The sequence below is a fragment of the Pigmentiphaga sp. CHJ604 genome (assembly GCF_036972535.1).
Lineage (GTDB): Bacteria > Pseudomonadota > Gammaproteobacteria > Burkholderiales > Burkholderiaceae_B > Pigmentiphaga > Pigmentiphaga daeguensis.
The window spans coordinates 2100922-2122693 of record NZ_CP136998.1 but is presented as its reverse complement, the minus strand read 5'-3'; the positions used below and the strand labels follow the sequence as shown (position 1 = coordinate 2122693).

At 66.2% G+C, this 21772-nt stretch carries 22 protein-coding genes and 1 tRNA gene; 9 read left to right on the top strand and 14 right to left on the bottom strand.

The genetic code is table 11. From position 1 onward, the window contains the following. Nucleotide 1 precedes the first annotated feature (1 nt). Together R4823_RS10210 and R4823_RS10205 are read right to left on the bottom strand one after the other, a co-directional pair. On the bottom strand, nucleotides 2-1228 hold the full coding sequence (locus tag R4823_RS10210; RefSeq protein ID WP_087839302.1) for a Rieske 2Fe-2S domain-containing protein: 1227 nt from the start codon (nucleotides 1226-1228) through the stop codon (nucleotides 2-4). Nucleotides 1229-1271: 43 nt separating this feature from the next. After that, a complete protein-coding gene (locus R4823_RS10205) occupies nucleotides 1272-1937 on the bottom strand; it encodes an FCD domain-containing protein (RefSeq protein ID WP_087839301.1) in 666 nt (221 codons plus the stop codon). A gap of 177 nt (nucleotides 1938-2114) precedes the next feature. Between R4823_RS10205 and R4823_RS10200 the strand changes: the two genes are divergently transcribed. Then, nucleotides 2115-3083 (top strand): tripartite tricarboxylate transporter substrate binding protein, encoded by a 969-nt coding sequence (locus tag R4823_RS10200; RefSeq protein WP_087839300.1) that lies wholly within the window; start codon nucleotides 2115-2117, stop codon nucleotides 3081-3083. Between the two features lie 447 nt (nucleotides 3084-3530). Here R4823_RS10200 and R4823_RS10195 read toward each other — a convergent pair whose 3' ends face one another. The 9 genes from R4823_RS10195 to cysS form a co-directional block, all read right to left on the bottom strand. Beyond that, complete coding sequence (locus R4823_RS10195; protein WP_140416868.1) at nucleotides 3531-4262, bottom strand: ABC transporter substrate-binding protein; 732 nt, start codon at nucleotides 4260-4262, stop codon at nucleotides 3531-3533. After that, the gene (locus tag R4823_RS10190) at nucleotides 4235-4429 is read right to left on the bottom strand and encodes a hypothetical protein (RefSeq protein WP_087839297.1); all 195 of its coding nucleotides are present in this window, start codon (nucleotides 4427-4429) and stop codon (nucleotides 4235-4237) included. The genes R4823_RS10195 and R4823_RS10190 overlap by 28 nt, the downstream gene beginning before the upstream one ends. A gap of 51 nt (nucleotides 4430-4480) precedes the next feature. After that, entirely contained in the window at nucleotides 4481-4801 is a 321-nt protein-coding gene (locus tag R4823_RS10185) for an Arm DNA-binding domain-containing protein (protein WP_132979964.1), read from the bottom strand. A 176-nt stretch (nucleotides 4802-4977) separates the two neighbouring features. Further along, a tRNA-Ser gene (locus R4823_RS10180) sits at nucleotides 4978-5069 on the bottom strand. Between the two features lie 102 nt (nucleotides 5070-5171). After that, nucleotides 5172-6431 carry an aspartate kinase gene (locus R4823_RS10175; RefSeq protein ID WP_087839295.1) on the bottom strand — a complete coding sequence of 420 codons (1260 nt, stop codon included), beginning with the start codon at nucleotides 6429-6431 and terminating at the stop codon, nucleotides 5172-5174. 172 nt (nucleotides 6432-6603) lie between these two features. After that, nucleotides 6604-8040: a tRNA lysidine(34) synthetase TilS gene (gene tilS, locus R4823_RS10170; RefSeq protein WP_338618522.1), complete on the bottom strand. Its 1437-nt coding sequence runs from the start codon at nucleotides 8038-8040 to the stop codon at nucleotides 6604-6606. After that, nucleotides 8009-8977 carry an acetyl-CoA carboxylase carboxyltransferase subunit alpha gene (locus R4823_RS10165; RefSeq protein ID WP_087839293.1) on the bottom strand — a complete coding sequence of 323 codons (969 nt, stop codon included), beginning with the start codon at nucleotides 8975-8977 and terminating at the stop codon, nucleotides 8009-8011. The genes tilS and R4823_RS10165 overlap by 32 nt, the downstream gene beginning before the upstream one ends. 172 nt (nucleotides 8978-9149) lie before the next feature. Further along, nucleotides 9150-9812 carry a DNA-3-methyladenine glycosylase gene (locus R4823_RS10160; protein ID WP_087839523.1) on the bottom strand — a complete coding sequence of 221 codons (663 nt, stop codon included), beginning with the start codon at nucleotides 9810-9812 and terminating at the stop codon, nucleotides 9150-9152. 33 nt (nucleotides 9813-9845) lie between these two features. Then, nucleotides 9846-11228 (bottom strand): cysteine--tRNA ligase, encoded by a 1383-nt coding sequence (cysS, locus tag R4823_RS10155; protein WP_132979962.1) that lies wholly within the window; start codon nucleotides 11226-11228, stop codon nucleotides 9846-9848. A gap of 196 nt (nucleotides 11229-11424) precedes the next feature. Between cysS and R4823_RS10150 the strand changes: the two genes are divergently transcribed. The 4 genes from R4823_RS10150 (at nucleotide 11425) to R4823_RS10135 (ending at nucleotide 14111) form a co-directional block, all read left to right on the top strand. Continuing rightward, nucleotides 11425-12159 (top strand): tetratricopeptide repeat protein, encoded by a 735-nt coding sequence (locus R4823_RS10150; protein WP_087839291.1) that lies wholly within the window; start codon nucleotides 11425-11427, stop codon nucleotides 12157-12159. Further along, entirely contained in the window at nucleotides 12156-12722 is a 567-nt protein-coding gene (locus tag R4823_RS10145; RefSeq protein ID WP_087839290.1) for a peptidylprolyl isomerase, read from the top strand. The genes R4823_RS10150 and R4823_RS10145 overlap by 4 nt, the downstream gene beginning before the upstream one ends. Next, a complete protein-coding gene (locus R4823_RS10140) occupies nucleotides 12719-13222 on the top strand; it encodes a peptidylprolyl isomerase (RefSeq protein WP_087839289.1) in 504 nt (167 codons plus the stop codon). Before R4823_RS10145 ends, R4823_RS10140 begins: the two co-directional genes overlap by 4 nt. Before the next feature lie 124 nt (nucleotides 13223-13346). After that, the gene (locus R4823_RS10135) at nucleotides 13347-14111 is read left to right on the top strand and encodes a UDP-2,3-diacylglucosamine diphosphatase (RefSeq protein WP_279814240.1); all 765 of its coding nucleotides are present in this window, start codon (nucleotides 13347-13349) and stop codon (nucleotides 14109-14111) included. A gap of 23 nt (nucleotides 14112-14134) precedes the next feature. Here R4823_RS10135 and R4823_RS10130 read toward each other — a convergent pair whose 3' ends face one another. Next, nucleotides 14135-15283 carry a PrpF domain-containing protein gene (locus R4823_RS10130; protein ID WP_087839287.1) on the bottom strand — a complete coding sequence of 383 codons (1149 nt, stop codon included), beginning with the start codon at nucleotides 15281-15283 and terminating at the stop codon, nucleotides 14135-14137. Then, nucleotides 15270-16040 (bottom strand): RNA methyltransferase, encoded by a 771-nt coding sequence (locus R4823_RS10125; RefSeq protein WP_087839286.1) that lies wholly within the window; start codon nucleotides 16038-16040, stop codon nucleotides 15270-15272. The genes R4823_RS10130 and R4823_RS10125 overlap by 14 nt, the downstream gene beginning before the upstream one ends. Before the next feature lie 53 nt (nucleotides 16041-16093). On the opposite strand from R4823_RS10125, the gene R4823_RS10120 reads away from it, so the two are divergent. The 4 genes from R4823_RS10120 (at nucleotide 16094) to cls (ending at nucleotide 20022) form a co-directional block, all read left to right on the top strand. Next, nucleotides 16094-16909, top strand: a complete 816-nt coding sequence (locus tag R4823_RS10120) for an inositol monophosphatase family protein (RefSeq protein ID WP_087839285.1) — start codon at nucleotides 16094-16096, stop codon at nucleotides 16907-16909. Between the two features lie 136 nt (nucleotides 16910-17045). Then, on the top strand, nucleotides 17046-17858 hold the full coding sequence (locus R4823_RS10115) for an undecaprenyl-diphosphate phosphatase (protein WP_087839284.1): 813 nt from the start codon (nucleotides 17046-17048) through the stop codon (nucleotides 17856-17858). Nucleotides 17859-17986: 128 nt separating this feature from the next. Next, on the top strand, nucleotides 17987-18574 hold the full coding sequence (gene ribA / locus R4823_RS10110) for a GTP cyclohydrolase II (protein WP_087839283.1): 588 nt from the start codon (nucleotides 17987-17989) through the stop codon (nucleotides 18572-18574). 8 nt (nucleotides 18575-18582) lie between these two features. Beyond that, a complete protein-coding gene (cls, locus tag R4823_RS10105; RefSeq protein WP_087839282.1) occupies nucleotides 18583-20022 on the top strand; it encodes a cardiolipin synthase in 1440 nt (479 codons plus the stop codon). A gap of 12 nt (nucleotides 20023-20034) precedes the next feature. Here cls and R4823_RS10100 read toward each other — a convergent pair whose 3' ends face one another. Continuing rightward, entirely contained in the window at nucleotides 20035-21699 is a 1665-nt protein-coding gene (locus tag R4823_RS10100; RefSeq protein ID WP_087839281.1) for a Na+/H+ antiporter, read from the bottom strand. Nucleotides 21700-21772: the final 73 nt, after the last annotated feature.

Here is a 21772-nt window from a genome sequence, read left to right as displayed (position 1 = left end):
CTCACAGTCCCATATGGTTACGGTACTCTTTCCAGAAACCCCGGATAGAGGTCTCGGAAGCACGGGAAGACGAAGACTCGGCCCCTTCTCCCCCCATAAGAACCACAGACTCGGCGTCGTTGGATCCAGCGATTCCTCGTTGGACGAATCCACCCACAGCACCGTCCTCCATCGAGACGTAACCAGCCGGCCCCACGAGGTTGGAGTGCTTCATGCGCAGCTTCTGCAGGGCCTCGTCGTCATCCGTGAAACCTATGAGCGTCCACACGAGGTCTGTGCGGTCCGGGCCCTTCGGAACGATTTGCCGAACGGCCAAGCTGTTGTGAATCGCCTGCAACACGAACCCCGGAAATATCGACAGAATCTGTACGTGGCAACCGTCGCCGAATTCGTCAACGATGTTGAGAACGCTCTTGTCGTTAAGAAGAAAGTTCTCTTCCTGATTGCTGCGCAACCCTTCCTTCTTGAACTCGTCGTCCTGGCCCCCGCTATGGCTCAGGGAATAGCTGACATGGTGCCCGCCGCTTTCGGCCACGATCACCCCTCCTCCCTGCGAGAGCCGAGAGACCTTGAACGTTGCGAAAAAGGTATGCAGCAAGCTGGAGTGGTACGTATCTTTCGCGTTCTCGAAGTAGAGCTTCCAATTGTTGGGAAGCGCCTGGGTGTACTGGCCGTAGATTCGCAGCGGCTTGTGCAGAACCCGCTTCACCCGGCTGGCGACTTCGTCACCCAGATATTCTTCAACAGGCGGAGTCTTCTCACTCAAGGTTCCGAAGATCAGACCACAGTACACTTCGACACGCAGTTTTCGCGGCCCGTGGTCGGCCGTATCGAAACTGTCCGGCATACCGCCGGCGCCATTCACGCCGCGGCGGAAGGCCACCGTCTTGAGATTGCCCTGCAAATCATGCGTCCATGCGTGGTAGACACACGTGAACTTGCGGGCCTTGCCCTTGTTTTGCAGGGCCAGCAGCGAGCCCCGGTGCGAACAACGGTTTTCGAACGCTCGGATGACGCCGCCCTCATCACGGCATACGATCACCGGCATGTCGCCGACAAACGTCGTCTTGTAGTCCCCCGACTCGGGCAACTCTGCCTCTAGGCCGAGAAAGCTCCATGTATCGCCTTGGTAAATGCGTTCTTGTTCCTGTCGATAGATCGCATCGTCTCCATAGACCCAATAGGGAACGCGGGTCAGATCTCCTTTTGTCCACTCGCGATACTGCATGCTGCACCTCCGATGACTGATTTGCCGTGTGTTGTTATAGGATTCAACTCGACTCGCGCATGAATGCCTGGACAGCCTGTCCCGTCTGCAGGCTGTGCGCGCGCAGCAACTCGCAAGCGCGGTCTGCATCCCGGGCCAGGACGGCATCGACGATTGCGGCATGCTCCTGAGCCACGTTCCGCTGGGGCGGCCGCTCCTTGAGGAACAATCTCCGGAACCGATCGGACTGGTCATGCAGCACGGAGCAAAACTGCGTCACCATCGGCATGTCGCAGCCCGAGACCAGGCAAAGATGGAATTCACGGTGCGTCCGCTCCCACTCGTCCAGGAACGGGACGAAACCGTCGCGTTGCTCGATCCGGGTGAGGCGATGAAAAACCGCGACAAGCTTTTCTTCCCAGGCCAGATCGCCCAGCTCGATCGCATGGCGTAAGGCAAACGGCTCCATATGGGCCCTAAGTGCCGTGACTTCGGCCAGCTTCTTGATCGACGCTTCGACGACACGAAAACCGCGCTGGTCTTCGGCAACGACAAAACCCTCCGCCATCAGGCGAAGCAACGCCTCTCGAACAGGGCTGAGACTGACGCCGTACTGCTCCCCCAGCGACTCCAGATGGAGCCGCGACTCGGGGAGCACCTCGCCGGTCAGGATCGCTTCCCGCAGACGGGTAGTGAGGGTAGTCGCAATGCTGGTTTTAGAACTTGCCATGCTTGGCCTCTCCGCGCCCTTAGCTTCCCTTCAGGGTTTCGGCCAAGAGCAATTTCGAAATCACTTTATTTTTTTGAATCCTATCATCACAAATCGAATCAGACAAATAATTTCGAATTTATTGACAAGAATATTGAAACTTCATACAGTGGCCGGCATAAAGCCAAGGAGACCTCCATGCCACGCAAAGCCGCCATAGCACTAGCCCTCAGCGCAGCCTTCACGGCCGGTGCTGCCCATGCCCAATCCCCCTACCCTGATCGTCCCGTGAAAATCGTGGTGCCCTATCCCGCCGGCGGGTACTACGATCACGTCGCGAGAGTCATCGCGGAAGCGCTTCGGGCGTCGCTCAAACAAGGCTTCATCGTCGAGAACAAAGTCGGGGCGAACGGCATCATTGGTGCCACCCAAGTGGCCAAAGCTCCGGCCGACGGCTACACACTGCTGCTGGCCGCCGTAGGACCCAATGCCATTTCCCCCGCGTTGACGCCCAATCTGACGTACGACCCTATCGCGGACTTCTCGCCGATTTCTCTGCTCGTTTCCGCACCGAACGTACTCGTCGTACCGGCATCTTCGAGCGCGCGGAATCTTGCAGACCTGGTTGCCGCCTCACGCAAGGCCCCTATGAACTATGCGCATAACGGGGTCGGCAGTTCCGTGCACCTGGGGATGGAGCTATTGAAGGGAGCAACGGGTATGCAAATGGTGGGGGTGCCCTATCGCGGCAGCGCCCCTGCAGTCGTCGCGGTGATCGGTGGAGAAGTCCAGGCGTCGTTTGGCTCGGTCCTGGACGTTCTGCCACAGATCCAGGCGGGACGGCTACGCGCGCTGGCGGTCGGCAGCTCCACCAAGATCGCCGCCATCGGCGGCGTTCCGACAGTCGCGGAACAAGGCATCTCCGGCTTCGAGTCTTCAGCCTGGAGTGGTTTGATGGCTCCCGCGCGCACCCCCAAGCATATCGTCGACACACTCAATCGTGCCGTCAACAGCGCGCTGAAAGACCCCGCCGTCGTCAAGCAACTATCTCCCGGCGGAGAACTTCAGACTCTGGGAGGCAGCCCGGAGGAGTTCGCCTCTTATCTGAAGAGCGAACTTGCAAAATGGCAGAAGGTAGTGACGGACAACGACATCAAGACAGACTGAGCCGTGCCGCACGCGACGCCCTGTTCAACCGTTCCGGAAGACAGGGACGGTTCGAACGCGAAGCAGATCTACCTCTGCCGCATGTCCGACGTGCGCGAAGGACGCCCCGCATCGGTCGCCGTACCGGGGCTTTCGCGCCTGGTGATCTTCCAGGTAGGGCACGCGTACTTCGCTGCCCATGATCGTTGCACGCATGGCAACGCATTGCTCAGCGAAGGCGCGCAAATGGGGAGCGTGGTTTATTGCCCGCTGCATGGAGGAGCGTTCGATATCGCTAGCGGAGCTGCGATATCACCCCCCTGCCGTACTCCACTCTCCCTTCTCCCCATCCGTCTTGAAGGTGGAGGCATCTGGCTTTGCCGAAATTGGAAACAGCCTTGGGCCTCGGAGCGGTAGAGACGCAACGCCCCGACTCTCACCCTCGATACTGTTGTTCTTCTCGTACCGTCACAACGGTACGGGAAACAACTCCTCCACCGTCATGGGCCGCGCGATCATGTCCTGGCGCAACAGGTAGCGCAGCAGCGTCTCCAGCGCCGGCCGGTTCGGCTCGACGCCGTAGACCCAGGGATCTCCGCCTGGAAACAGACGCTTCATCTCTTCCACATCCTGCCGCATCCACGGCAGCATGCAGGCCAGCGTCCCGGTATCTTCCAGCCGCCGCCAGGCCGCGCGCCTGGCCGACTCGAAGGCGTCGAACAGGCTGCGGGCCACGAAGGGATGGCGCTGCAGCACGTCCCTGCGAATCACTACCAGGTGCATGATGGGGAAAATGCCCGTGCGCGACAGGTATTCGCGCTCCACGGCCCTGAAGTCCGGGAAGAGCCGCTCGACGTTGCCCCGGTCCAGGGACGCGGGCAGGCGGGAACCGAGGTACGCGTCGATGGCCCCCTCGTCCAGCAAATCGCTCAGCGACCGTCCGTCGTCGTTCCGGACGATGTCGACCGGCTTGAGCAGGGGCGGCGCCTGCGGATCGCCGTGGCTGCCGGTGCCGTTCACCGCCCCCTGCACCCACTGGACGTTCGAAAAATCGACGCCGTATTCCTCTTGCAGCACGCCGCGGATGTAGACCGCCGCGGTCATCGTGTAAAGCGGCACGCCTATCCGCTTCCCGGCCAGATCGCGCGGGCTCGCGATGCCCGCGCCGCGGTTCACGCACACGTAGCCATGGCGGAACATGCGCGACGGGAAACCGGTATGCCGACGAACCGGTCGTCGCCGCGCGCCAGGCCGCAGGCGTATTCGGACAGCGACATTTCCCCCGCATCGAACTCCAGGTTGGCCATGCGATCGAAGATCGAGCGGGGGTCCAGGTCATGGACATACTGCAGGTCGACACCCGGCACGTCGACTTCCCCCAGGACCAGGGGCAGCGTCCGGTCGTATAGCGTGCAGGCTCAATGCGCCCACCATTCCCGGGCGGCCTGCTCAAACGTCAGGGCCTCGGGCGCGCTGGCCTGCTGCTTGCGCGCCGCCACTGGATCAGCTCCCGAAGCCAGGATCTTCCGCCCTTTTTGGTGCCGCTCGCGGGCCTGAGCCAAAGAAACGTCGGGATAGACGCCCAGCGCCAGCACCTTTTCCTTGCCCTGGTAACGGTATTTCCAGCGCCAGTACTTGCCTACCTGGTTGACCAGCAAGTACAGCCCTCCTCCGTCCGCCATCTTCCGGGGCTTGTCCTGGGGCTTCGCCTGTCGCACGGCGGTATCTGTGAGCGGCATTGGGGGTATCTGTGAAGACGGGGTATCTTGATGATACCCCCAGAAATACCCCCAAATACCCCGGCTGTAGGCGAACTCTGGCGAACCGTTCCGGGCAAGAAAAAACCCGCATCGCCTTAGCTGATGCGGGTTTCTGGACTTCTACGAACTTTGGCGAATCACCAAAAATCGATAACTGGCGGAAGCGGTGGGATTCGAACCCACGATGCAGTTTTAGCCGCATACTCCCTTAGCAGGGGAGCCCCTTCGGCCACTCGGGCACGCTTCCGAAAGAGCCGGCAGTGTACCACGGTCCGAGGGGGGATCCAGCCGCTGGCGGCCGAAAAATTTGCAGTTTCCCCTCGCGGCCGGGTGCCCCGCGGCCCCGCTTTTACTGCGCGGCGCCCTGGTCCAGGCCGAACGCCTTGTGCAGCGCGCGCACGGCCAGTTCCATGTACTTGTCCTCGATGACCACCGAGGTCTTGATCTCGCTGGTGCTGATCATCTGGATGTTGATGCCCTCTTCCGACAGGGTTCGGAACATCAGGCTGGCGATGCCGGCGTGCGAACGCATGCCGATGCCGACGATGGAAACCTTGCAGACCTTGTCGTCGGACACGACTTCGCGCGCGCCGATGGCCTGGACCACCTTGCCGTTCAGCACGTCCAGCGCCTTCTTGAACTCGCCGCGGTTGACGGTGAAGGAGAAGTCGGTGGTGCCGGCGACGGACTGGTTCTGGACGATCATGTCGACGTCGATGTTGGCGTCGGCGATCGGGCCCAGGATGGAGAAGGCGATGCCGGGCTTGTCCGGCACGGCCACGACCGTGATCTTGGCTTCGTCCCGGCTGAATGCGATGCCGGATACAACGGCGGCTTCCATTTTCTCGTCTTCCTCAAAAGTAATCAGGGTGCCCGACTTCATTTCTTCGTCGAGCGAAATCATCGGATCGGTCAGCGACGACAGCACGCGGGTGGGCACGCGGTACTTGCCCGCGAACTCGACCGAGCGGATCTGCAGGACCTTGGAGCCCAGCGAGGCCATCTCCAGCATTTCCTCGAACGACACGACGTTCAGGCGCCGGGCCTCGGGCACGACGCGCGGGTCGGTGGTGTAGACGCCGTCGACGTCGGTGTAGATCAGGCATTCCGCGGCCTGGAGCGCGGCCGCGACGGCCACGGCCGACGTGTCCGAGCCGCCCCGGCCCAGGGTGGTGATGTTGCCGGCGTCGTCCACGCCCTGGAAACCGGTGACGATGACCACGCGGCCGGCATCGAGGTCGGCGCGGATGCGGGCATCGTCGATCGACGAGATGCGCGCCTTGGTATAGGCCGAGTCGGTGCGCACGGGCACCTGCCAGCCGGCGTAGCTGCGGGCGTCCACGCCCTGCGCCTTCAGCGCCATGGCCAGGAGACCCACGCTGACCTGCTCGCCGGTCGAGGCGATCATGTCGAGCTCGCGCGGATCGGGCTGTTCCTGGATTTCCTTGGCCAGGCCGATGAGCCGGTTGGTCTCGCCCGACATGGCCGAGGGGACCACCACGATCTGGTGCCCGGCCGCGTGCCATTTGGCCACGCGCCGAGCCACGTTCTTGATGCGCTCGACCGAGCCCATCGACGTACCGCCATACTTGTGAACGATTAGTGCCATTGTCTTGTGTCGCTTAACGCATGCTTGTGCCTGGGCTGCCGCGGAATGGCCTGCCAAGCCGGTTTGGCCAGGAAAAAGGCTAACCATAAATGGTAGCCCAGCTGCGCCAATTCCGCAAAACGGCGGGATGTTGCCACCCCGTCCCCCTGGGCGCGCGGACCTCGGCCCGCCGTCAGGACGTCACGGTGGCGCCGGGATGGTCGGGCACCCATTCCAGGCGGATGCCCGGCGAGGCCTGCGGCAGCCGCGCGTCGGCGCCCAGCCCCGCGGCGTAGGCCATGATCTCGCCGCGGTACAAGAGCGGCAGTCGCTCGCGTTCCCAGGTGGGAATGCCCCGCTCCTGGTAGAGATTCTTCAGGCTGCGGCTGGGGCTTTGCGCCGTCACCTTCAGCCGTTCGCGGCCCCGGCGCCAGCGCATGGTCAAGGCCGTGTTGCGCAGCCAGTCCGGGGCGATGCCCGACTCCTCGACCGCGAACACCAGCGTGCCGCCCATGGCCTCGAGCCGGATGGCGGGTTCGCCGGCCCATCTGAATTCCACACTGGCCGCCTGTACCGCCAGCGGCGCGCGCTCCCTGCTCTCCACGATGACATAATCCCGATAACGGCGCACCTGCCTGTCGCCATGGCGCAGCAACAACTGCCTGTCGTGCGCCGCGTCCTGCAATTGCCTGGCCATTTCCCGCAAGCGGGCTTCCGGCGGCGCGGCCACATCGTGGCCGGCCAGCCAGAGCCGCAGCACCATCGCCCTGCGCGCGGGCCCCAGCCGGTTCAGTCCCGACAGGCGCAGCGCGCTGCCGTAGGGAGGACGCTGTTCCTGGATCGCGTCCAGGTCGGACTGCGCCACTTCCCTCAGCAAGGCCGCCGTCTCGGCGGACCGGCGCGCGTGGCGGTCCAGGGTATTGCGATACCCCGGCCAGTGGCGCTCGATGGCGGGCAGGATTTCCGCGCGCAGGATGCCCCGGGCGTAGCGGGCATCGAGGTTGCTGGGGTCCCGGACAGCCTCGAAACCGGTGCGCGCCGAATAGGCGTGCATGAACGCAAGTATCCGACTTCTGGGCACCGCAAGCCAGGGACGAAGGTAACGAATCCCATCCTTGCGGGTTTCCCCCGCCATCGCTCCCATGCCGTCGGTGCCCGCGCCCCGCAGCAGGCGCAGCAGCACGGTCTCGGCCTGGTCGTCCAGGTGATGGGCAAGCAGGATGGTGTCGATGCCGGTTTCGGCCGCCATGGCGGCCAGGGCGCGGTAGCGGGCCTCGCGCGCCGCGGCCTCGGTGCCGGCGGGATCGGCGGGATCCACCCGCACCCGGCGCACGTCCAGCGGCAGGCCCAGGCGAACCGCCAGATCGGCCGCCAGTCCGGCCCAGGCATCCGCGTCGGGATGCAGGCCGTGGTGGACGTGGAACAGCCGCATTGCCAGGCCCCGCCGCGCGGCCCATTCGGCGGCCTTCACGGCCAGCGCGGCCGAATCGGGGCCGGCGCTCAAGGCCACGGCGAACCGCCCTTCCAACGGCGGCATGGCATCCAGCGCCCGGCCCAGCAGCTCGGACGCATGCAGGGCCGCTACGTCCGCGCCGGCGTCAGGACTGGACGGTTTCCTTGAAGCGGCCATAGGCCATGACCCGCTCGAGACGCGTGGTGACCAGGTCGCCGGCCTTGACGCCCTGGAACTGGCGCAGCGCGTCGGACAGGGCGCGCCGCAGCAGTTGGGCCATGTGCTTGGGATCGCGATGGGCGCCGCCGACGGGTTCGCTGACGATCTTGTCGACCAGGCCCAGCGCCTTCAGGCGATGCGCCGTGATGCCCAGCACTTCGGCGGCTTCGGAGGCCTTCTCCTGGCTGCGCCACAGGATGGACGCGCAGCCTTCGGGCGAGATGACCGAGTAGGTGGCGTATTGCAGCATCAGCACGCAATCGGCCACCGCGATGGCCAGCGCCCCGCCGGAACCGCCTTCGCCGATGATGGTCGTGATGATGGGAACCTGCAGTTCGGCCATCGCATACAGGTTGTGGCCGATGGCCTCGGACTGTCCGCGGGCCTCGGCGTCGATGCCGGGATAGGCCCCCGGGGTGTCGACGAAGGTGAAGACCGGCAGGCCGAACTTCTCGGCCAGGCGCATCAGCCTCAGGGCCTTGCGATAGCCCTCGGGCCGCGGCATGCCGAAGTTGCGTGCCGCGCGCTCCTTCGTGTCCCGCCCCTTCTGGTGGCCGATGACCATGCACGGCATGCCGTTGAACCGCGCCATGCCGCCCACGATGGAACGGTCGTCGGCGAACATGCGGTCGCCATGCAATTCATGGAAATCGGTGAAGATGTCCCGCACGTAGTCCAGCGTGTAGGGGCGCTGCGGATGACGCGCCACCAGGGCGGTCTGCCACGGCGTCAGCTTGGAATAGATATCCTTGGCCAGCGCCTGGCTTTTCTGCTGCAGCCGGCTGATCTCCTCGGAGATATCGACGGCGGAATCGGCCTGCACGAAGCGCAGTTCCTCGATCTTGCCCTCGAGCTCGGCCAGCGGTTGTTCGAATTCAAGAAATGCGTTGCGCATCAGGCCCTCCCAAGGGGCAGCGGACGCCCAGGCGTCCAACTTCGTTCATCACCAACTCAATCACTCCAACCCCCCCACCCACCCGGTGTGCAGACCCAGGATGCGGTGGATCCGGCTCCGCCGGTCCACCCGCATCGCCCCCCGGGGGGGGCGCGTCAGCGCGTAGGGGAGGCTATAAACTTTTCCACAAATACCACGTCGCCACCGTGCACCACGGCTTCCAGGCCTGGGCCACTTCCCTGGCCTCGAAGCGCGACACGGGCTCGCCGCTGAAATAGTGCAGCGAAATGGCGCGCAGCAGCCCCGGGTCGTCCAGCGGCAGAATATCCGGCCGCCGCAGATTAAAAATCAGGAACATGTCCGCTGTCCAGCGACCGATGCCACGAATCGCGGTCAATTCGGCGATCACGGCCTCGTCGTCCATCTCCGTCCACTGGTCGGGATGCACCAGGCGCTGCTGGAAATGGGCGGCCAGGTCCAGCAGGTATTCGGCCTTGCGCTGCGACAGGCCGGCCTCGCGCAGGCCGGCCAGGCCCAGCTTGCCGACCACCCCGGCGGTGACGCGGCGGCCGCAGGCGGCCAGGCAGCGCTCCCAGGCGGCATCGGCGGCCTTGGTCGAGATCTGCTGGCCGATGATGGCGCGCGCCAGCGTCACGAAAGGCTCGCCCTGCGTCGCGAGGTGGACCTCGGGATGCAGGGGGATCAGTTTCTTGAGGATACGGTCGCGCTTGAGCAGGTGCGCGACCGCGGCGTCCCAGTACGGGGGCTTGTCGGTGCCGGCGAAAGAGACGGCGGGCACGGACCCTCCCGGCTCGGCCGTGGCATGGAGCTTCATGTTCAACATCTGGTGTTCAGCGATTCGCGGCACTCAGGCTCGACGCCAGACGGTCACGCCACCCGGCTTGTCCTCGAGGACGATGCCGTCGGCCAGCAGTTCGGCGCGGATGCGGTCGGCCGCCGCGAAGTCCTTGTCCTTCTTGGCCTGCGCCCGTTGGGCGATGCGAGCCTCGATGTCCGCCGCGCCGCCGTCCTCGTCGGCCGCCTTGCCCTGCAGGAAGGCGCGCGGCTCCTGCTGCAGCAATCCCAGCAGGCCGCCCAGGGCCTTGAGCTGGCCCGCGGCGCGGGGTGAGGCCGTCTTGTTGACCTCGGCTGCGAGGTCGAACAGCACGGCGATGGCTTCCGGGGTATTGAAATCGTCGTCCATGGCGGCCCGGAAGGCTTGCCCGGAGGGGTCGTCCCAGTCGGCGCCCAGCGCGTCGGGCTCGGCATTGCCCAGCGCGGTGTAGAGCCGCGTCAGCGCGGCCCGGGCATCGGCCAGGTTGTCCGCGGCATAGTTCTGCGGACTGCGGTAGTGGCTGCGGACGACGAAATAGCGGACCACCTCGGCGTCGTAGTGCTTGAGCGTGTCGCGCACGGTGAAGAAGTTGCCCAGCGACTTGGACATCTTCTCGGCATCGACCATGAGCGGACCGCAGTGCATCCAGGCGTTGGCCAGCGTGCCGCCGTAGGCGCCTTCGCTCTGCGCGATCTCGTTCTCGTGGTGGGGAAACTTCAGGTCGGGCCCGCCGCCATGGATGTCGAGCGGCATGCCCAGCAATTCACGGCTCATGGCCGAGCATTCGATGTGCCAACCCGGGCGTCCCGGCCCGTAGTCCGACTCCCAGCGGGACTCGGGCGGTTCGGAGGGCTTGGCGGCCTTCCACAGGACGAAATCCAGCGGATCGCGCTTGGACGCGTCCACCTGCACCCGTTCGCCGGCCCGCAGGTCGTCCAGCGACTTGCCGGACAGCTTGCCGTAGCCGGGAAACTGGCGCACGGCATAGTTGACGTCGCCGTCGTCGGCACGGTAGGCCAGGCCCTTGTCCTCGAGCAGGCGCACGATCTCCAGCATCTTGCCCACGTGCTCGGTCGCGCGCGGCTCGAAGTCCGGCGGCTGCACGCCCAGCGCCTTCTCGTCCTCGTGCATGGCATCGATGAAGAAGCCGGTAACCTCGGAAATGCGCTTGCCGGTCTCGACCGCCTTGCGGATGATCTTGTCGTCGATGTCGGTAATATTGCGGACGTAGGTGACCCGGTAGCCGCTGGCGCGCAGCCAGCGCTGCACCACGTCGAAGCTGATCAGCATGCGCGCATGGCCGAGGTGGCAATAGTCATATACCGTCATGCCGCAGACATACATGCGCACGCACCCCGGTTCCACCGGTTGGAAAGGTTGCTTGGCACGAGCGAGCGTATTGTAGATATGGAGCATGGGTAGGACCACCCCCTACGCGCTTCGCGCGCCCCCTCGAGGGGGCGGCACTGGCGGACCGGCAAAGCCGGATCCGCTGTGCCCTGGGCCGAGCAGAGGGTATCGGGGCGCGCGTTGCGCTTTGGGCTATTAGAATGGCGATTATATCAACTGGACGGAGCGGCCCTGGCCGCTCCTCATCTGCGGGCAGAATCGTTTGACCACGAACCACGTACCTATCTTCCGCCTGCGCGGGGGTGCGGGCCGCGCGGCGGCCCTGGCGGGCGTCCTGGCGCTGGGCATCGCGCTGGCGCCCGCCCCGCTTCCCGCCCAGACCACCACGGCCACGCCGCCGGTGCTGGCGCCGTCCTCCGATGGCGATCAGGCCATCCCCTGGCTCAGCAACCTGCTCGAGGCCCTCAAGCCCGGCGTCGACACCCGCCTGCCCGAATCGAGCCGCGCCCTGGCGCAGCGGCTGGAGCGCCAGCTGGACGAAGGCAAGGCCGCCCAGACCCTGGCCGAGATCGACCAGCACCTGGCCGCCGACACGCAGAAGTCGCCCGACGCCACCAACGCGCAGTTGCTCTTCCTGAAGGGCCGCGCGCTGAACCTGCTGGGCCGCCGCGACGAGGCCAAGGCCATCTATCGCGACATGACCGAACGCTTCCCCGAGCTGCCCGAGCCCTGGAACAACCTGGCCGCGCTGGAGGTGGCCGACGGCCGGCTGGACCAGGCCAAGGTGGCCCTGGAGATGGCCATCCGCACCGACCCGAACTACGCCGTCGCGCGCGAGAACCTGGGCGATTTGTATATCATGCTGGCGGCGCGCTCATACGGCACGGCCACCAAGCTGAATCCGCGCGACGCCGGCGCGAGCCAGAAGGAAACCGAGACCCGGAAACTCCTGGAGCCGCCGGCGTCCTCCGAACCTCCCCCCAGGACACCCCGATGAAACTGCTTTTCTCCAGCCTGGCGCTGGCTGCCGCGCTGGCTTCGCCGGCCGCGCTTGCCGCGCCGCAGGTCGCGTTGCAGACCTCCATGGGCCGCATCGTGCTCGAACTGGACGAGGCGCGCGCGCCCGCCACCGTCGCCAATTTCCTGCAGTACGTGCGCGAGGGCCACTACGACGGCACGATCTTCCACCGCGTCATCAACGGCTTCATGATCCAGGGCGGCGGCATGACCGCCGACATGAAGGAAAAGCCCACGCGCCCCGGCATACGTAACGAAGCCTCAAATGGCTTGAAAAACACGGCCTATACCGTGAGCATGGCCCGTACGCCCGACCCGCACTCGGCCTCGGCGCAGTTCTTCATCAACGTTGCCGACAACGACTTCCTGAACTATCGCGAGCCCACGACCCGAGGCTGGGGCTACGCGGTATTCGGCAAGGTGGTACAGGGCAAGGAAGTGGTCGACAAGATCAAGGCCGTACCCACCGCCACGCGGGGCCAGAACGAAGGCGTCCCGCTACAACCCATCGTGATCCAAAAAGCTGAGGTCCTGAACAAATGACTACCCGCGTCAACCTGCACACCAACCACGGCCTGATCGGCCTGGAACTGGACGGCGAGAAAGCCCCCAAGACCGTCGAGAACTTCGTCTCCTACGTCAAGAGCGGCCACTACGACAACACGATCTTCCACCGTGTCATCAACGGCTTCATGATCCAGGGCGGCGGCTTCGAGCCCGGCATGTCGCAGAAGCCCACCCAGGCCCCGATCGAGAACGAGGCCGCCAACGGCCTGAAGAACGACCGCTATACCGTCGCGATGGCGCGCACCAACGCCCCGCACTCGGCTTCGGCGCAGTTCTTCATCAACGTCGCCAACAACGACTTCCTGAACTTCAGTTCGCCCACGCCGCAGGGCTGGGGCTACGCCGTGTTCGGCAAGGTCGTCGAGGGCGCCGACGTGGTCGACAAGATCAAGGGCGTGAAGACCGGCAGCCGCGCCGGCCACCAGGACGTGCCCGTCGAGGACGTGGTCGTCACCAAGGCAGAAGTCGTCCAATAACGCCACGGGCCGGGGCCGGCGGCGAAGCGCCCGCTTCCCGAACCGGCCGGCAGCCGGCCCGGCCCCATCGAGAGTTTCCGTGACCGGCTCCCCTCTTCCCGGGACATCCGCTTCCCATTCCGTCCTGACTTTCTCCGGCCCCGTCTGGCTGGCATCCGACATGCACCTGGGCCCCGACGGGCCCGCCACGCGCGAAGCCTTCCTGGCCTTCCTGCAGGCCGCGGCCGACGGCGCCTGTGCCCTGCTGCTGCCGGGCGACATCTTCGACGCCTGGGTGGGCGATGACGAGATCGACGCCCCCGCGCCGTGGCTGCAGTCCGTCCTGGACGGACTGCGGGCCGCGTCCGCGCAGATTCCGGTCCATCTCGGACCTGGCAACCGCGATTTCCTGATGGGCAAGCGCCTGGCCGAGGCCACCGGCACCCGCCTGCTGCCCGAACCGGTCGTGCTGCGCACCGACGGCGGCGAGTTCCTGCTGTCGCACGGCGATGCCCTTTGTACCGACGACGTGGAATACCAGCAGTTCCGCGCCATGGTGCGCAATCCGCAATGGCAGGCGCAGTTCCTGGCCCAGCCGCTGGCGGCCCGCCAGGCCATCGCCCGGCAGATGCGCGAGCGCAGCATGGCCGAGAAGAGCCGCAAGGCGGCCGACATCATGGACGTGAACCAGCAGGCCGTGGAAGGCGCGCTGCGCGCCCACGGCGTCACCCGCATGATCCATGGCCACACGCACCGGCCCGGCCGGCAGGTGTTCGAGCTGAACGGCCGGCGGTGCGAGCGCTGGGTGCTGCAGGACTGGGACCTGGACGATGCGGCCGATCCGCGCGGCGGCTGGCTGGCGATCGACCAGGACGGCCCCGTCTACCACGACATCGCGCTGGACGACTGAACCGGCGCGCGCTCCCCCGGGCCTCAGAACAGGCGGCCCGGGCCGGCGGGCACGTGCACCCAGCCGCTCATCAGGCAGCGCGCCGTACGGGACACCGTGGCGCGTTCCAGCCCCCACCCGTTCCCGTTGCTGACCACGGTCGCCCAGGCGGCCTGTACCCCGCTGGCGTGGCCGATCCGGGTCGCCACGCCGGGCAGCGTGCGCGCCACCTGCGATACCACCGATCCGGGCACCGCGGCGGCCACCGCCAGCGAAATCGCGCCGCGGGTGCCGAAGCCGCGCTGCATGCGCCCTTCCGCCATGCTCCGCGCGAGCACGTCGATACTGTCGCGCGAGACGTCGCCGCCCCCCGCCGCCTTGTACGACATGGGCGGCGCCACCCAGACCAGCCTGGGCAGCGCGGCGCCGGGTTTTTCGGCTCGCGCGCGGGACATCAGCCCCATGGCCACCGCCCCCGCTATCCGCACCGACTCCAGCCGGGCGAGCGTCTTGGCGTCGCGATTGAAGGTATCGGGCTTCTCGCGGCCATGGAGCCCGAGGTCCGAGGCGCGCGCGAAGATCGTTGCCTCGTCGGTCCGGACCAGGCTGACCGGCAAGGGGGCCATGCCCTCGACCTCCAGCACGTCCTGCACGCGCCCCGTGGGAAGCAGGCTGGCCGCGCCATCGTCGATGAAATCCAGCCGCACCTCGGCGGCGGGAAAGGGCACGCCGTCCTCGGTGAAGACGCCGTCTTCCAGCACTTCCCCGCCGCGGACCTCGACGTGGGCCGCCAGCCATCGTCCGGGATGCGGCTGCCAGATGCGTACCACCGTCGTACCCTCGCGGGCCGGGACCAGTCCCTGCTGGATGGCGTACGGCCCCACGGCCACGGCCAGGCTGCCGCCGTTGGTGGACCAGTCGATGACCGGACGGTCGATGGCGACCTGCCCGCAGCGGTATTCCACGTCGCAATCGTCGCGGCTGGAAGCGTCCACCACCACCACCTTGCTGGTGGACGGGCTGGCCCCGCCCATGCCGTCGGTCTGGCGGGAATACGGATCGGGGCTGCCCAGCACCCGCAGCAGCACGCGGTCGCGCTGCTCGGGGTCGCGGGGCAGGTCCCGGGCATTGAAGAACACGCCCTTGCTGGTTCCCCCGCGCATGTAGACGGCGGGAATCTTAAGAACTGCCATGGGGAATCTTTCGGGATTGCGCGATCATTGCGGTACATACGCCCCGCAACAGGTCCGTTTCCTCGCGGCTCAGGCCGGAACGGGCGAAAAGGTGGCGCATGCGCGGCATCAGCTTCTTGGGATGCCGGGGATCCAGGTAGCCGACCGCGATCAGGGCCTGCTCCCAATGGGCCAGCAGCGCTTCCACCGCTTCGCCCGAGGCCGGCTCGGCGCGCGGGCCGGCCACCGCCAGCGCCTCGGCCCCCAGCAGCGCGTAGCGCAGCTCGTAGGCGGCCAGTTGCAAGGCCTGCGCGACATTGAGCGACGAATATTCAGGGTTGGCGGGAATGTGGCAGATCCGGTGGCACATTCCCACCTGTTCGTTGGTCAGGCCCGAACGCTCGGTACCCAGCACGATCGCCGCCTGGACCCCGTCCTGCCCGTCCGCGCTGCCGGCCAGGTGCTCGCGCACCAGTTCGGCGGCCTGCCGCATGTCGCAGGCCGGCGGGCCGAGGTCGCGGTGGCGGGCGGTCATCGCGAACGCCATGGTCACGGGCGCCAGGGCTTCTTCCAGGGTGTCGCAGACGCGCGCGGCCGCCAGCACGTCGGTGGCGCCGCTGGCCAGCGCGATCGCCTCCGGATGGGCCGGCGTATCGGGAATTCGCGGGTTGACCAGCACCAGGCGGGCGAACCCCATGGTCTTGATCGCCCGTGCCGCGGACCCCACATTTCCGGGGTGGCTGGGTTCGACCATGACGAAACTGACTCGGGAAAGCATGTGTCCTTTAAACTAGAGGGGTTTCACCAATTCCCAGCCCTATCGGCTCTCTTATGCATCCCATGCTCAACACCGCCGTCAAGGCGGCCAGGCGCGCCGGCGCCATCATCAATCGCGCCAGCCTGGACCTCGATCTGGTCAAGGTGTCTCAGAAGGGACCGGGCGATTTCGTCACCGAAGTCGACAAAGCTGCGGAAGCGGCCATTGTTGAGATTTTGAAGACGGCCTACCCCGACCACGGAATTCTAGCCGAAGAGTCCGGCGAGGCCCCGGGCGCCGCCGACGCCAACGGCCAGCAGGAAAACCTCTGGATCATCGATCCGCTGGACGGCACGACCAACTTCATCCACGGCATGCCGGTCTACGCGGTCTCGATCGCGCTGATGCAGCGCGGCCAGGTCACCCAGGCCTGCGTCTTCGATCCGTCGCGCAACGAGCTGTTCACCGCCACCCGCGGCGCCGGCGCCTTCCTGAACGACCGGCGCATCCGCGTCTCGCGCCGCACCCGCATGCCCGAGACCCTGATCGGCACCAGCTTCGCGCCGGACCCCAGCGGCAAGCGGCTGGCGCTGTGGACCAAGACCTTCGGCCAGATCTCGGCCACCACCTCCGGCGTGCGCCGCCAGGGGTCTTCGGTACTGGACCTGGCCAACGTCGCGGCGGGCCGGCTCGACGGCTACTACGGCTGCGGCCTGAAGCCCTGGGACCTGGCCGCGGGCAGCCTGCTGATCCTCGAGGCCGGCGGCCTGATCGGCGACTTCGATGGCGAACAGGGCTGGATGCAGAACGGCGAAGTCGTCGCCGCCACCCCCAAGGTCTTCCCCCAGCTCCTGTCCCTGCTGGAACCGCTCAAGGAAGCAAGGGGCTGAAACACCCTCCTCCAGGCCTGCCCGCCGCCGGTTCTACAATGGCACCGGCCTCGCGGGTGCCTTGCCGGACCGGCTCCGGGCTCTCCAGCCGCCACCCGCGCCCATCCATCTCGTCCGCCCGCGGACGCCGACACTCATGACCGAAAACACGCTTTACCTGATCAAAGCCTTCTTCCTCGGCATCATCGAGGGCCTGACCGAATTCCTGCCCGTTTCCAGCACCGGACACCTGATCCTGGTGGGGGACTGGATCCACTTCTTCTCCGGGGATGCCAAGGTATTCGAAGTCGTCATCCAGTTCGGCGCCATCCTGGCGGTCATCTGGATCTTCCGCGAGAAGGTCGCCCACATCCTGGCTGGCATCCTGACCGGCGACAGGTTCTCGCTGAAGTTCGCGCGCAACATCATCATCGCCTTCCTGCCCGCGGCCATCGTCGGCGTGACCTTCCTGAAAGAAATCAAGACGGTGCTGTTCACCCCCGGGGTGGTCGCGACGACCCTGATCATCGGCGGCATCATCATCCTGTTCGTCGAGCGCAAGCCCCAGGGCGAGGTCAAGACCCAGAACATCAGCGAGATCACCGGTTTCCAGGCGCTGATGGTGGGACTGGCCCAGTGCCTGGCCATGATCCCCGGCACCTCGCGCTCGGGCGCCACCATCATCGGCGGCATGGCCGCCGGCCTCAAGCGCACCACCGCCACCGAATTCTCGTTCTTCCTGGCCATGCCCACGATGCTGGCAGCCTCGGTCTACGACGCCTGGAAGAACCATGAATCGCTGACCAGCAATGACGTCACCGCCATCGGCATCGGCTTCCTGGCGGCCTTCGTCGCCGCGCTGGTGGTGGTCCGGGCACTGATGCGCTTCGTCGCCAACCATTCGTACCGGGTGTTCGGCTGGTATCGTATTGCCCTTGGAGCGGTCATCATCCTCTGGATGATGATCTAAGGGAGGACCACCCCCTACGCGCTTCGCTCGCCCCCTCAAGGGGACGGCACGGGCGGACCGGCGGAGCCGGATCCGCCGTGCCCTGGAAAATCCGGGACGCGTGCAGGGTGGCCTCAACAGGAATTAGCATGGTGACCATCAAGAACCGGGTTGTCGTTCCCCTTGAAGAGGGGGGGATTCCGCCGGAATTCATCACTTTCAACGGGTTCACGGAGGAGCACGTGGCCATCGTGTTCCCGCAGCTCAAGCCGGGCGGCACGCCGCCGCTGGTGCGCGTGCATTCGGAGTGCCTGACGGGCGATGTGTTCGGATCGCAGTTGTGCGATTGCGGCCCGCAGTTGCATGAGGCGCTGTCGTGCTTCTCGCGCGAGGGCGGGATCCTGTTGTACCTGCGCCAGGAAGGACGCGGCATCGGGCTGTACGCCAAGCTCTCGGCGTACGCCCTGCAAAAGAAGGGCCTGGACACCTTCGAGGCCAACCGGCACCTGAACCTGCCCGAGGATGCCCGCAGCTTCGAGCCCGCGGCGCAGATGCTCCAGGCGCTGGGCGTGGCGCGCATCCGGCTGCTGACCAACAATCCCGACAAGGCCAGCCAGCTCGAGGAACACGGCATCGACATCGAAAGCATCATCCCCACCGGGGTCTACCTGAACCCCAACAACCGCCGCTACCTCGAAGCCAAGGTGCGCCACAAGCAGCACACCATTCCCCTGTAGGTCGGCACATGGCCCAAGCCGACCTGCACCACCACCTGATCAATGCATGGTCCGTCGGCTGGGCGCTCTACATCGCCAGCGTCACGGTATGGATCGTGCTCCAGAGGCGCCCGCCCCTGTCGACGGTACTGTGGATATTGGTGCTGGCCCAACTGCCCTACATCGGCTATGCCGTCTACTATTTCTTCGGCCCCCAGCGCCTGAAGCGGCGGCGCCTGAAAAGGCTGCGCAGCCGCCTGCTGATCGCCAGCCAGACCGAACGCGCCCTGCTGCGCGAGCACGACCACGATACCCCGCCGCCGGTGGCGCGCATGGCGGCCCTGGCCCGCACCACCAGCGACATCCCACTGTCCTCGGCCACCGACGTGCGCCTGCTGGTGGGAGGCGAACAGACCTACGATGCGTTCATGGAGGCCATCGCCGGCGCACGCCACCACGTCCATCTGGAGTTCTACATCTTCAAGCCCGACCGCATCGGCACCGCGATCCGCGACCTGCTGATCGAGAAGGCACGCCAGGGAATCACGGTGCGGCTGCTGGTGGACGCCCTGGGCTCCGACCGCCTGGGCCGGCGCTTCCTGGCACCGCTGCGCGAGGCCGGGGCGCAGGTGGGCTTTTTCCATAACGTGCGCATCGGCCGCCGCTGGCGCCCCGTGACCAACTACCGCAATCACCGCAAGATCCTGATCTGCGACGGCAGGATAGGCTTCACGGGCGGGCTGAACGTCACCGACGACGAGGACGAGCGCGTGCGTCCCGACGCCTATCACGACGTGCACCTGCGCGTGGAAGGCGGGGCCGTGCGCTGGCTGCAGATGGTGTTCCTGGAGGACTGGGCCTACACCACCGGGCAGCGCACCGACGATTGCGAACTCGACACGCTGCTGCCCGAGGTGCCGGGTGGCCCGCACCAGTTGCAGATCCTGGTCTCCGGCCCCGACGATCCGCGCCAGTCCATCCACCGTACCCAGGTGGCGGCCATCCATGCGGCGACCGAGCGCGTGTGGCTGACGACAGCCTATTTCGTGCCCAGCGAAGCGGCATTGATGAGCCTGACCAGCGCCGCCCTGAAAGGCGTGGACGTGCGCCTGCTGGTGCCCCGGCGCAGCGACTCGCTGGTGGTGACCGCGGCCTCGCGCTCGTACTTCGACGAACTGCTGGAGGCGGGCGTCAAGATCTGGGAGTACCGGGACCGCATGCTGCACTCCAAGACGCTGCTGGTGGACGACACCTATTCGTTCATCGGCACGGCCAACTTCGACAACCGCAGCTTCGACCTGAACTTCGAGGTCACGGCCCTGGTCTACGGCGAGGACATGGCCCGCCAGCTGGGCCGGCAGTTCGAGCTCGACCTGCGCCATGCGGCCCGCGTCCCCAAGGACAGGCAATCGCCCTTCGTGCGCCGCCTGTTCGACGCCTCGGCGCGGCTGTTTTCGCCGATGCTGTAGGGCCTGCCGCCGTCAGTGCTTGCTGACCAGCGGCCCGGACAGCCAGTTCTCGGCCAGGTCCACGTCGCGCAGCAGCACGGCGAACACGTCGTCGTCGATCAGGCGCGCATCGCGCAGCCGGTACAGCTCGGTGCGCTGGGCGTAGATCGCGGCCATGCGCAGGTCGCGTTCGAAATTGCGGTGCTGGTTGGCCCGTTGGGCGATCTCGGCCGTGTCGCTTTCGGCATCGATGCGGTTGCGGTAGATCTGGGCCAGCGTGGCGGCGATGTCGGCCAGCATGGCCTTCGCGTCGTCATCGGCCAGCTCCCTGTCCATGCGGGCCTGCGCCTGCTCCAGGCCGGCCTGCGCGGCCAGCGCCAGGCGCAGCCGCGCTTCGCGCTCTTCCTTTTCCTTCATGGTCTCGACCGGCGTCGGCACCTTAGGCAGCACCAGCGGCAGCAATGAGCTGCCCAGCAGCAGCGAGCACAGGATCACCCCCGTCGCCAGGAAGATCAGCAGATCGCGGCCGGGAAACGGCACCCCGGCGGAGATCTCCAGCGGCACCGTCAGCACGCCCGCCATCGTGATCGAGCCGCGCACCCCGGACAGCGAGGTGGTCAGGATCACCCAGGTGTTGACCTTGCGCACGGGAGAGCCCTGCAACAGCATGCGAAAGCTCTTCAGGTGGTAGGTGACCCAGACCCACAGGAAACGCAGCGCGATCAGCGCCACCGTGATCGCCACCACATAGGCGAACAGGTGCCAGACCGGCACGTTGCCCGCCTCCCTCGCGTCGGCATGCGCCAGCCCGATGACGCTGGGCAGTTGCAGACCCAACAGGATGAAGGTCATGCCATTGAACACGAATTCCAGCATGGACCAGACGCTGTTGCTCTGCAGCCGCATGGCCGACGACCCCTGCCCCGATTCGGTATAGGTCATGGCGATGCCCGCCGCCACGGCGGACAGGATGCCGGACACGCCGAAATGCTCGGCCACCAGGTAGGCCGCGAACGGCGTCAGCATCAGCAGCACGACCTGTATGGCCGGCTCGTCGTCGGTCCAGCGCGCCACCATCCTGCGGCCCAGGCTCAGCAGCCATGCCAGGGCGCCGCCCACGGCCAGGCCGCCCAGGGCGATGACGAGGAAGCTCAGGCTGGCCTGCCACAGCGAGAACGACCCGGTCAGGACCGCCGCGATCGCGAACTTGAAGGCCACCAGGCCCGAGGCGTCGTTCATCAGGCTCTCTCCTTCCAGCACGTGCTGCAGCTTGGGAGGAAGCCGGTTCTTGCCGACGATGGCCGATACCGCCACGGCGTCGGTGGGGGACAGCACCGCGCCCAGCGCGAAGGCGACGGGCAGCGAGATGGCGGGTATCAGCCAGTGGATGAAATAGCCCACGCCGACCACGGTGAAGATCACCAAGCCCAGCGCCAGGGCGAGAATCGGGCCGCGCAGCTGGTACAGCTGGCGCTTGGGAATGCGCCAGCCATCGACGAACAGCAGCGGCGGAATGAACAGCAGCAGGAACAGCTCGGGATCGAATCTCACCTTCAGGCCGAAGGCCGGTGCCGCCAACAGCGCGCCGATGGCGATCTGGAACAGGGGTAGCGGCAACCGTATCGGGGACAGCCTGGACACCACCCCCGACATCGCCACTGCCAGCAGCAGCATCAGCACAGTGAAGACGATTTGCATGGAAACACGGCCTGGCGAGGAAAACCGTCGTCAAGCCTACCACCAAACCGGACCGGACCCGGACCTTCCCCGG

What these genes read in the sequence shown, in the direction of transcription:
- R4823_RS10140 (WP_087839289.1), top strand. Translation starts at nt 12,719, where the DNA reads ATGACTACCCGCGTCAACCTGCACACCAACCACGGCCTGATCGGCCTG.
- R4823_RS10205 (WP_087839301.1), bottom strand. Translation starts at nt 1,937, where the DNA reads ATGGCAAGTTCTAAAACCAGCATTGCGACTACCCTCACTACCCGTCTG.
- R4823_RS10195 (WP_140416868.1), bottom strand. Translation starts at nt 4,262, where the DNA reads ATGTTCCGCCATGGCTACGTGTGCGTGAACCGCGGCGCGGGCATCGCG.
- cls (WP_087839282.1), top strand. Translation starts at nt 18,583, where the DNA reads ATGGCCCAAGCCGACCTGCACCACCACCTGATCAATGCATGGTCCGTC.
- R4823_RS10120 (WP_087839285.1), top strand. Translation starts at nt 16,094, where the DNA reads ATGCATCCCATGCTCAACACCGCCGTCAAGGCGGCCAGGCGCGCCGGC.
- R4823_RS10100 (WP_087839281.1), bottom strand. Translation starts at nt 21,699, where the DNA reads ATGCAAATCGTCTTCACTGTGCTGATGCTGCTGCTGGCAGTGGCGATG.
- R4823_RS10185 (WP_132979964.1), bottom strand. Translation starts at nt 4,801, where the DNA reads ATGCCGCTCACAGATACCGCCGTGCGACAGGCGAAGCCCCAGGACAAG.
- ribA (WP_087839283.1), top strand. Translation starts at nt 17,987, where the DNA reads ATGGTGACCATCAAGAACCGGGTTGTCGTTCCCCTTGAAGAGGGGGGG.
- R4823_RS10145 (WP_087839290.1), top strand. Translation starts at nt 12,156, where the DNA reads ATGAAACTGCTTTTCTCCAGCCTGGCGCTGGCTGCCGCGCTGGCTTCG.
- R4823_RS10125 (WP_087839286.1), bottom strand. Translation starts at nt 16,040, where the DNA reads ATGCTTTCCCGAGTCAGTTTCGTCATGGTCGAACCCAGCCACCCCGGA.
- R4823_RS10130 (WP_087839287.1), bottom strand. Translation starts at nt 15,283, where the DNA reads ATGGCAGTTCTTAAGATTCCCGCCGTCTACATGCGCGGGGGAACCAGC.
- tilS (WP_338618522.1), bottom strand. Translation starts at nt 8,040, where the DNA reads ATGGCCGCTTCAAGGAAACCGTCCAGTCCTGACGCCGGCGCGGACGTA.
- R4823_RS10115 (WP_087839284.1), top strand. Translation starts at nt 17,046, where the DNA reads ATGACCGAAAACACGCTTTACCTGATCAAAGCCTTCTTCCTCGGCATC.
- R4823_RS10175 (WP_087839295.1), bottom strand. Translation starts at nt 6,431, where the DNA reads ATGGCACTAATCGTTCACAAGTATGGCGGTACGTCGATGGGCTCGGTC.
- R4823_RS10165 (WP_087839293.1), bottom strand. Translation starts at nt 8,977, where the DNA reads ATGCGCAACGCATTTCTTGAATTCGAACAACCGCTGGCCGAGCTCGAG.
- R4823_RS10200 (WP_087839300.1), top strand. Translation starts at nt 2,115, where the DNA reads ATGCCACGCAAAGCCGCCATAGCACTAGCCCTCAGCGCAGCCTTCACG.
- R4823_RS10160 (WP_087839523.1), bottom strand. Translation starts at nt 9,812, where the DNA reads ATGAAGCTCCATGCCACGGCCGAGCCGGGAGGGTCCGTGCCCGCCGTC.
- cysS (WP_132979962.1), bottom strand. Translation starts at nt 11,228, where the DNA reads ATGCTCCATATCTACAATACGCTCGCTCGTGCCAAGCAACCTTTCCAA.
- R4823_RS10210 (WP_087839302.1), bottom strand. Translation starts at nt 1,228, where the DNA reads ATGCAGTATCGCGAGTGGACAAAAGGAGATCTGACCCGCGTTCCCTAT.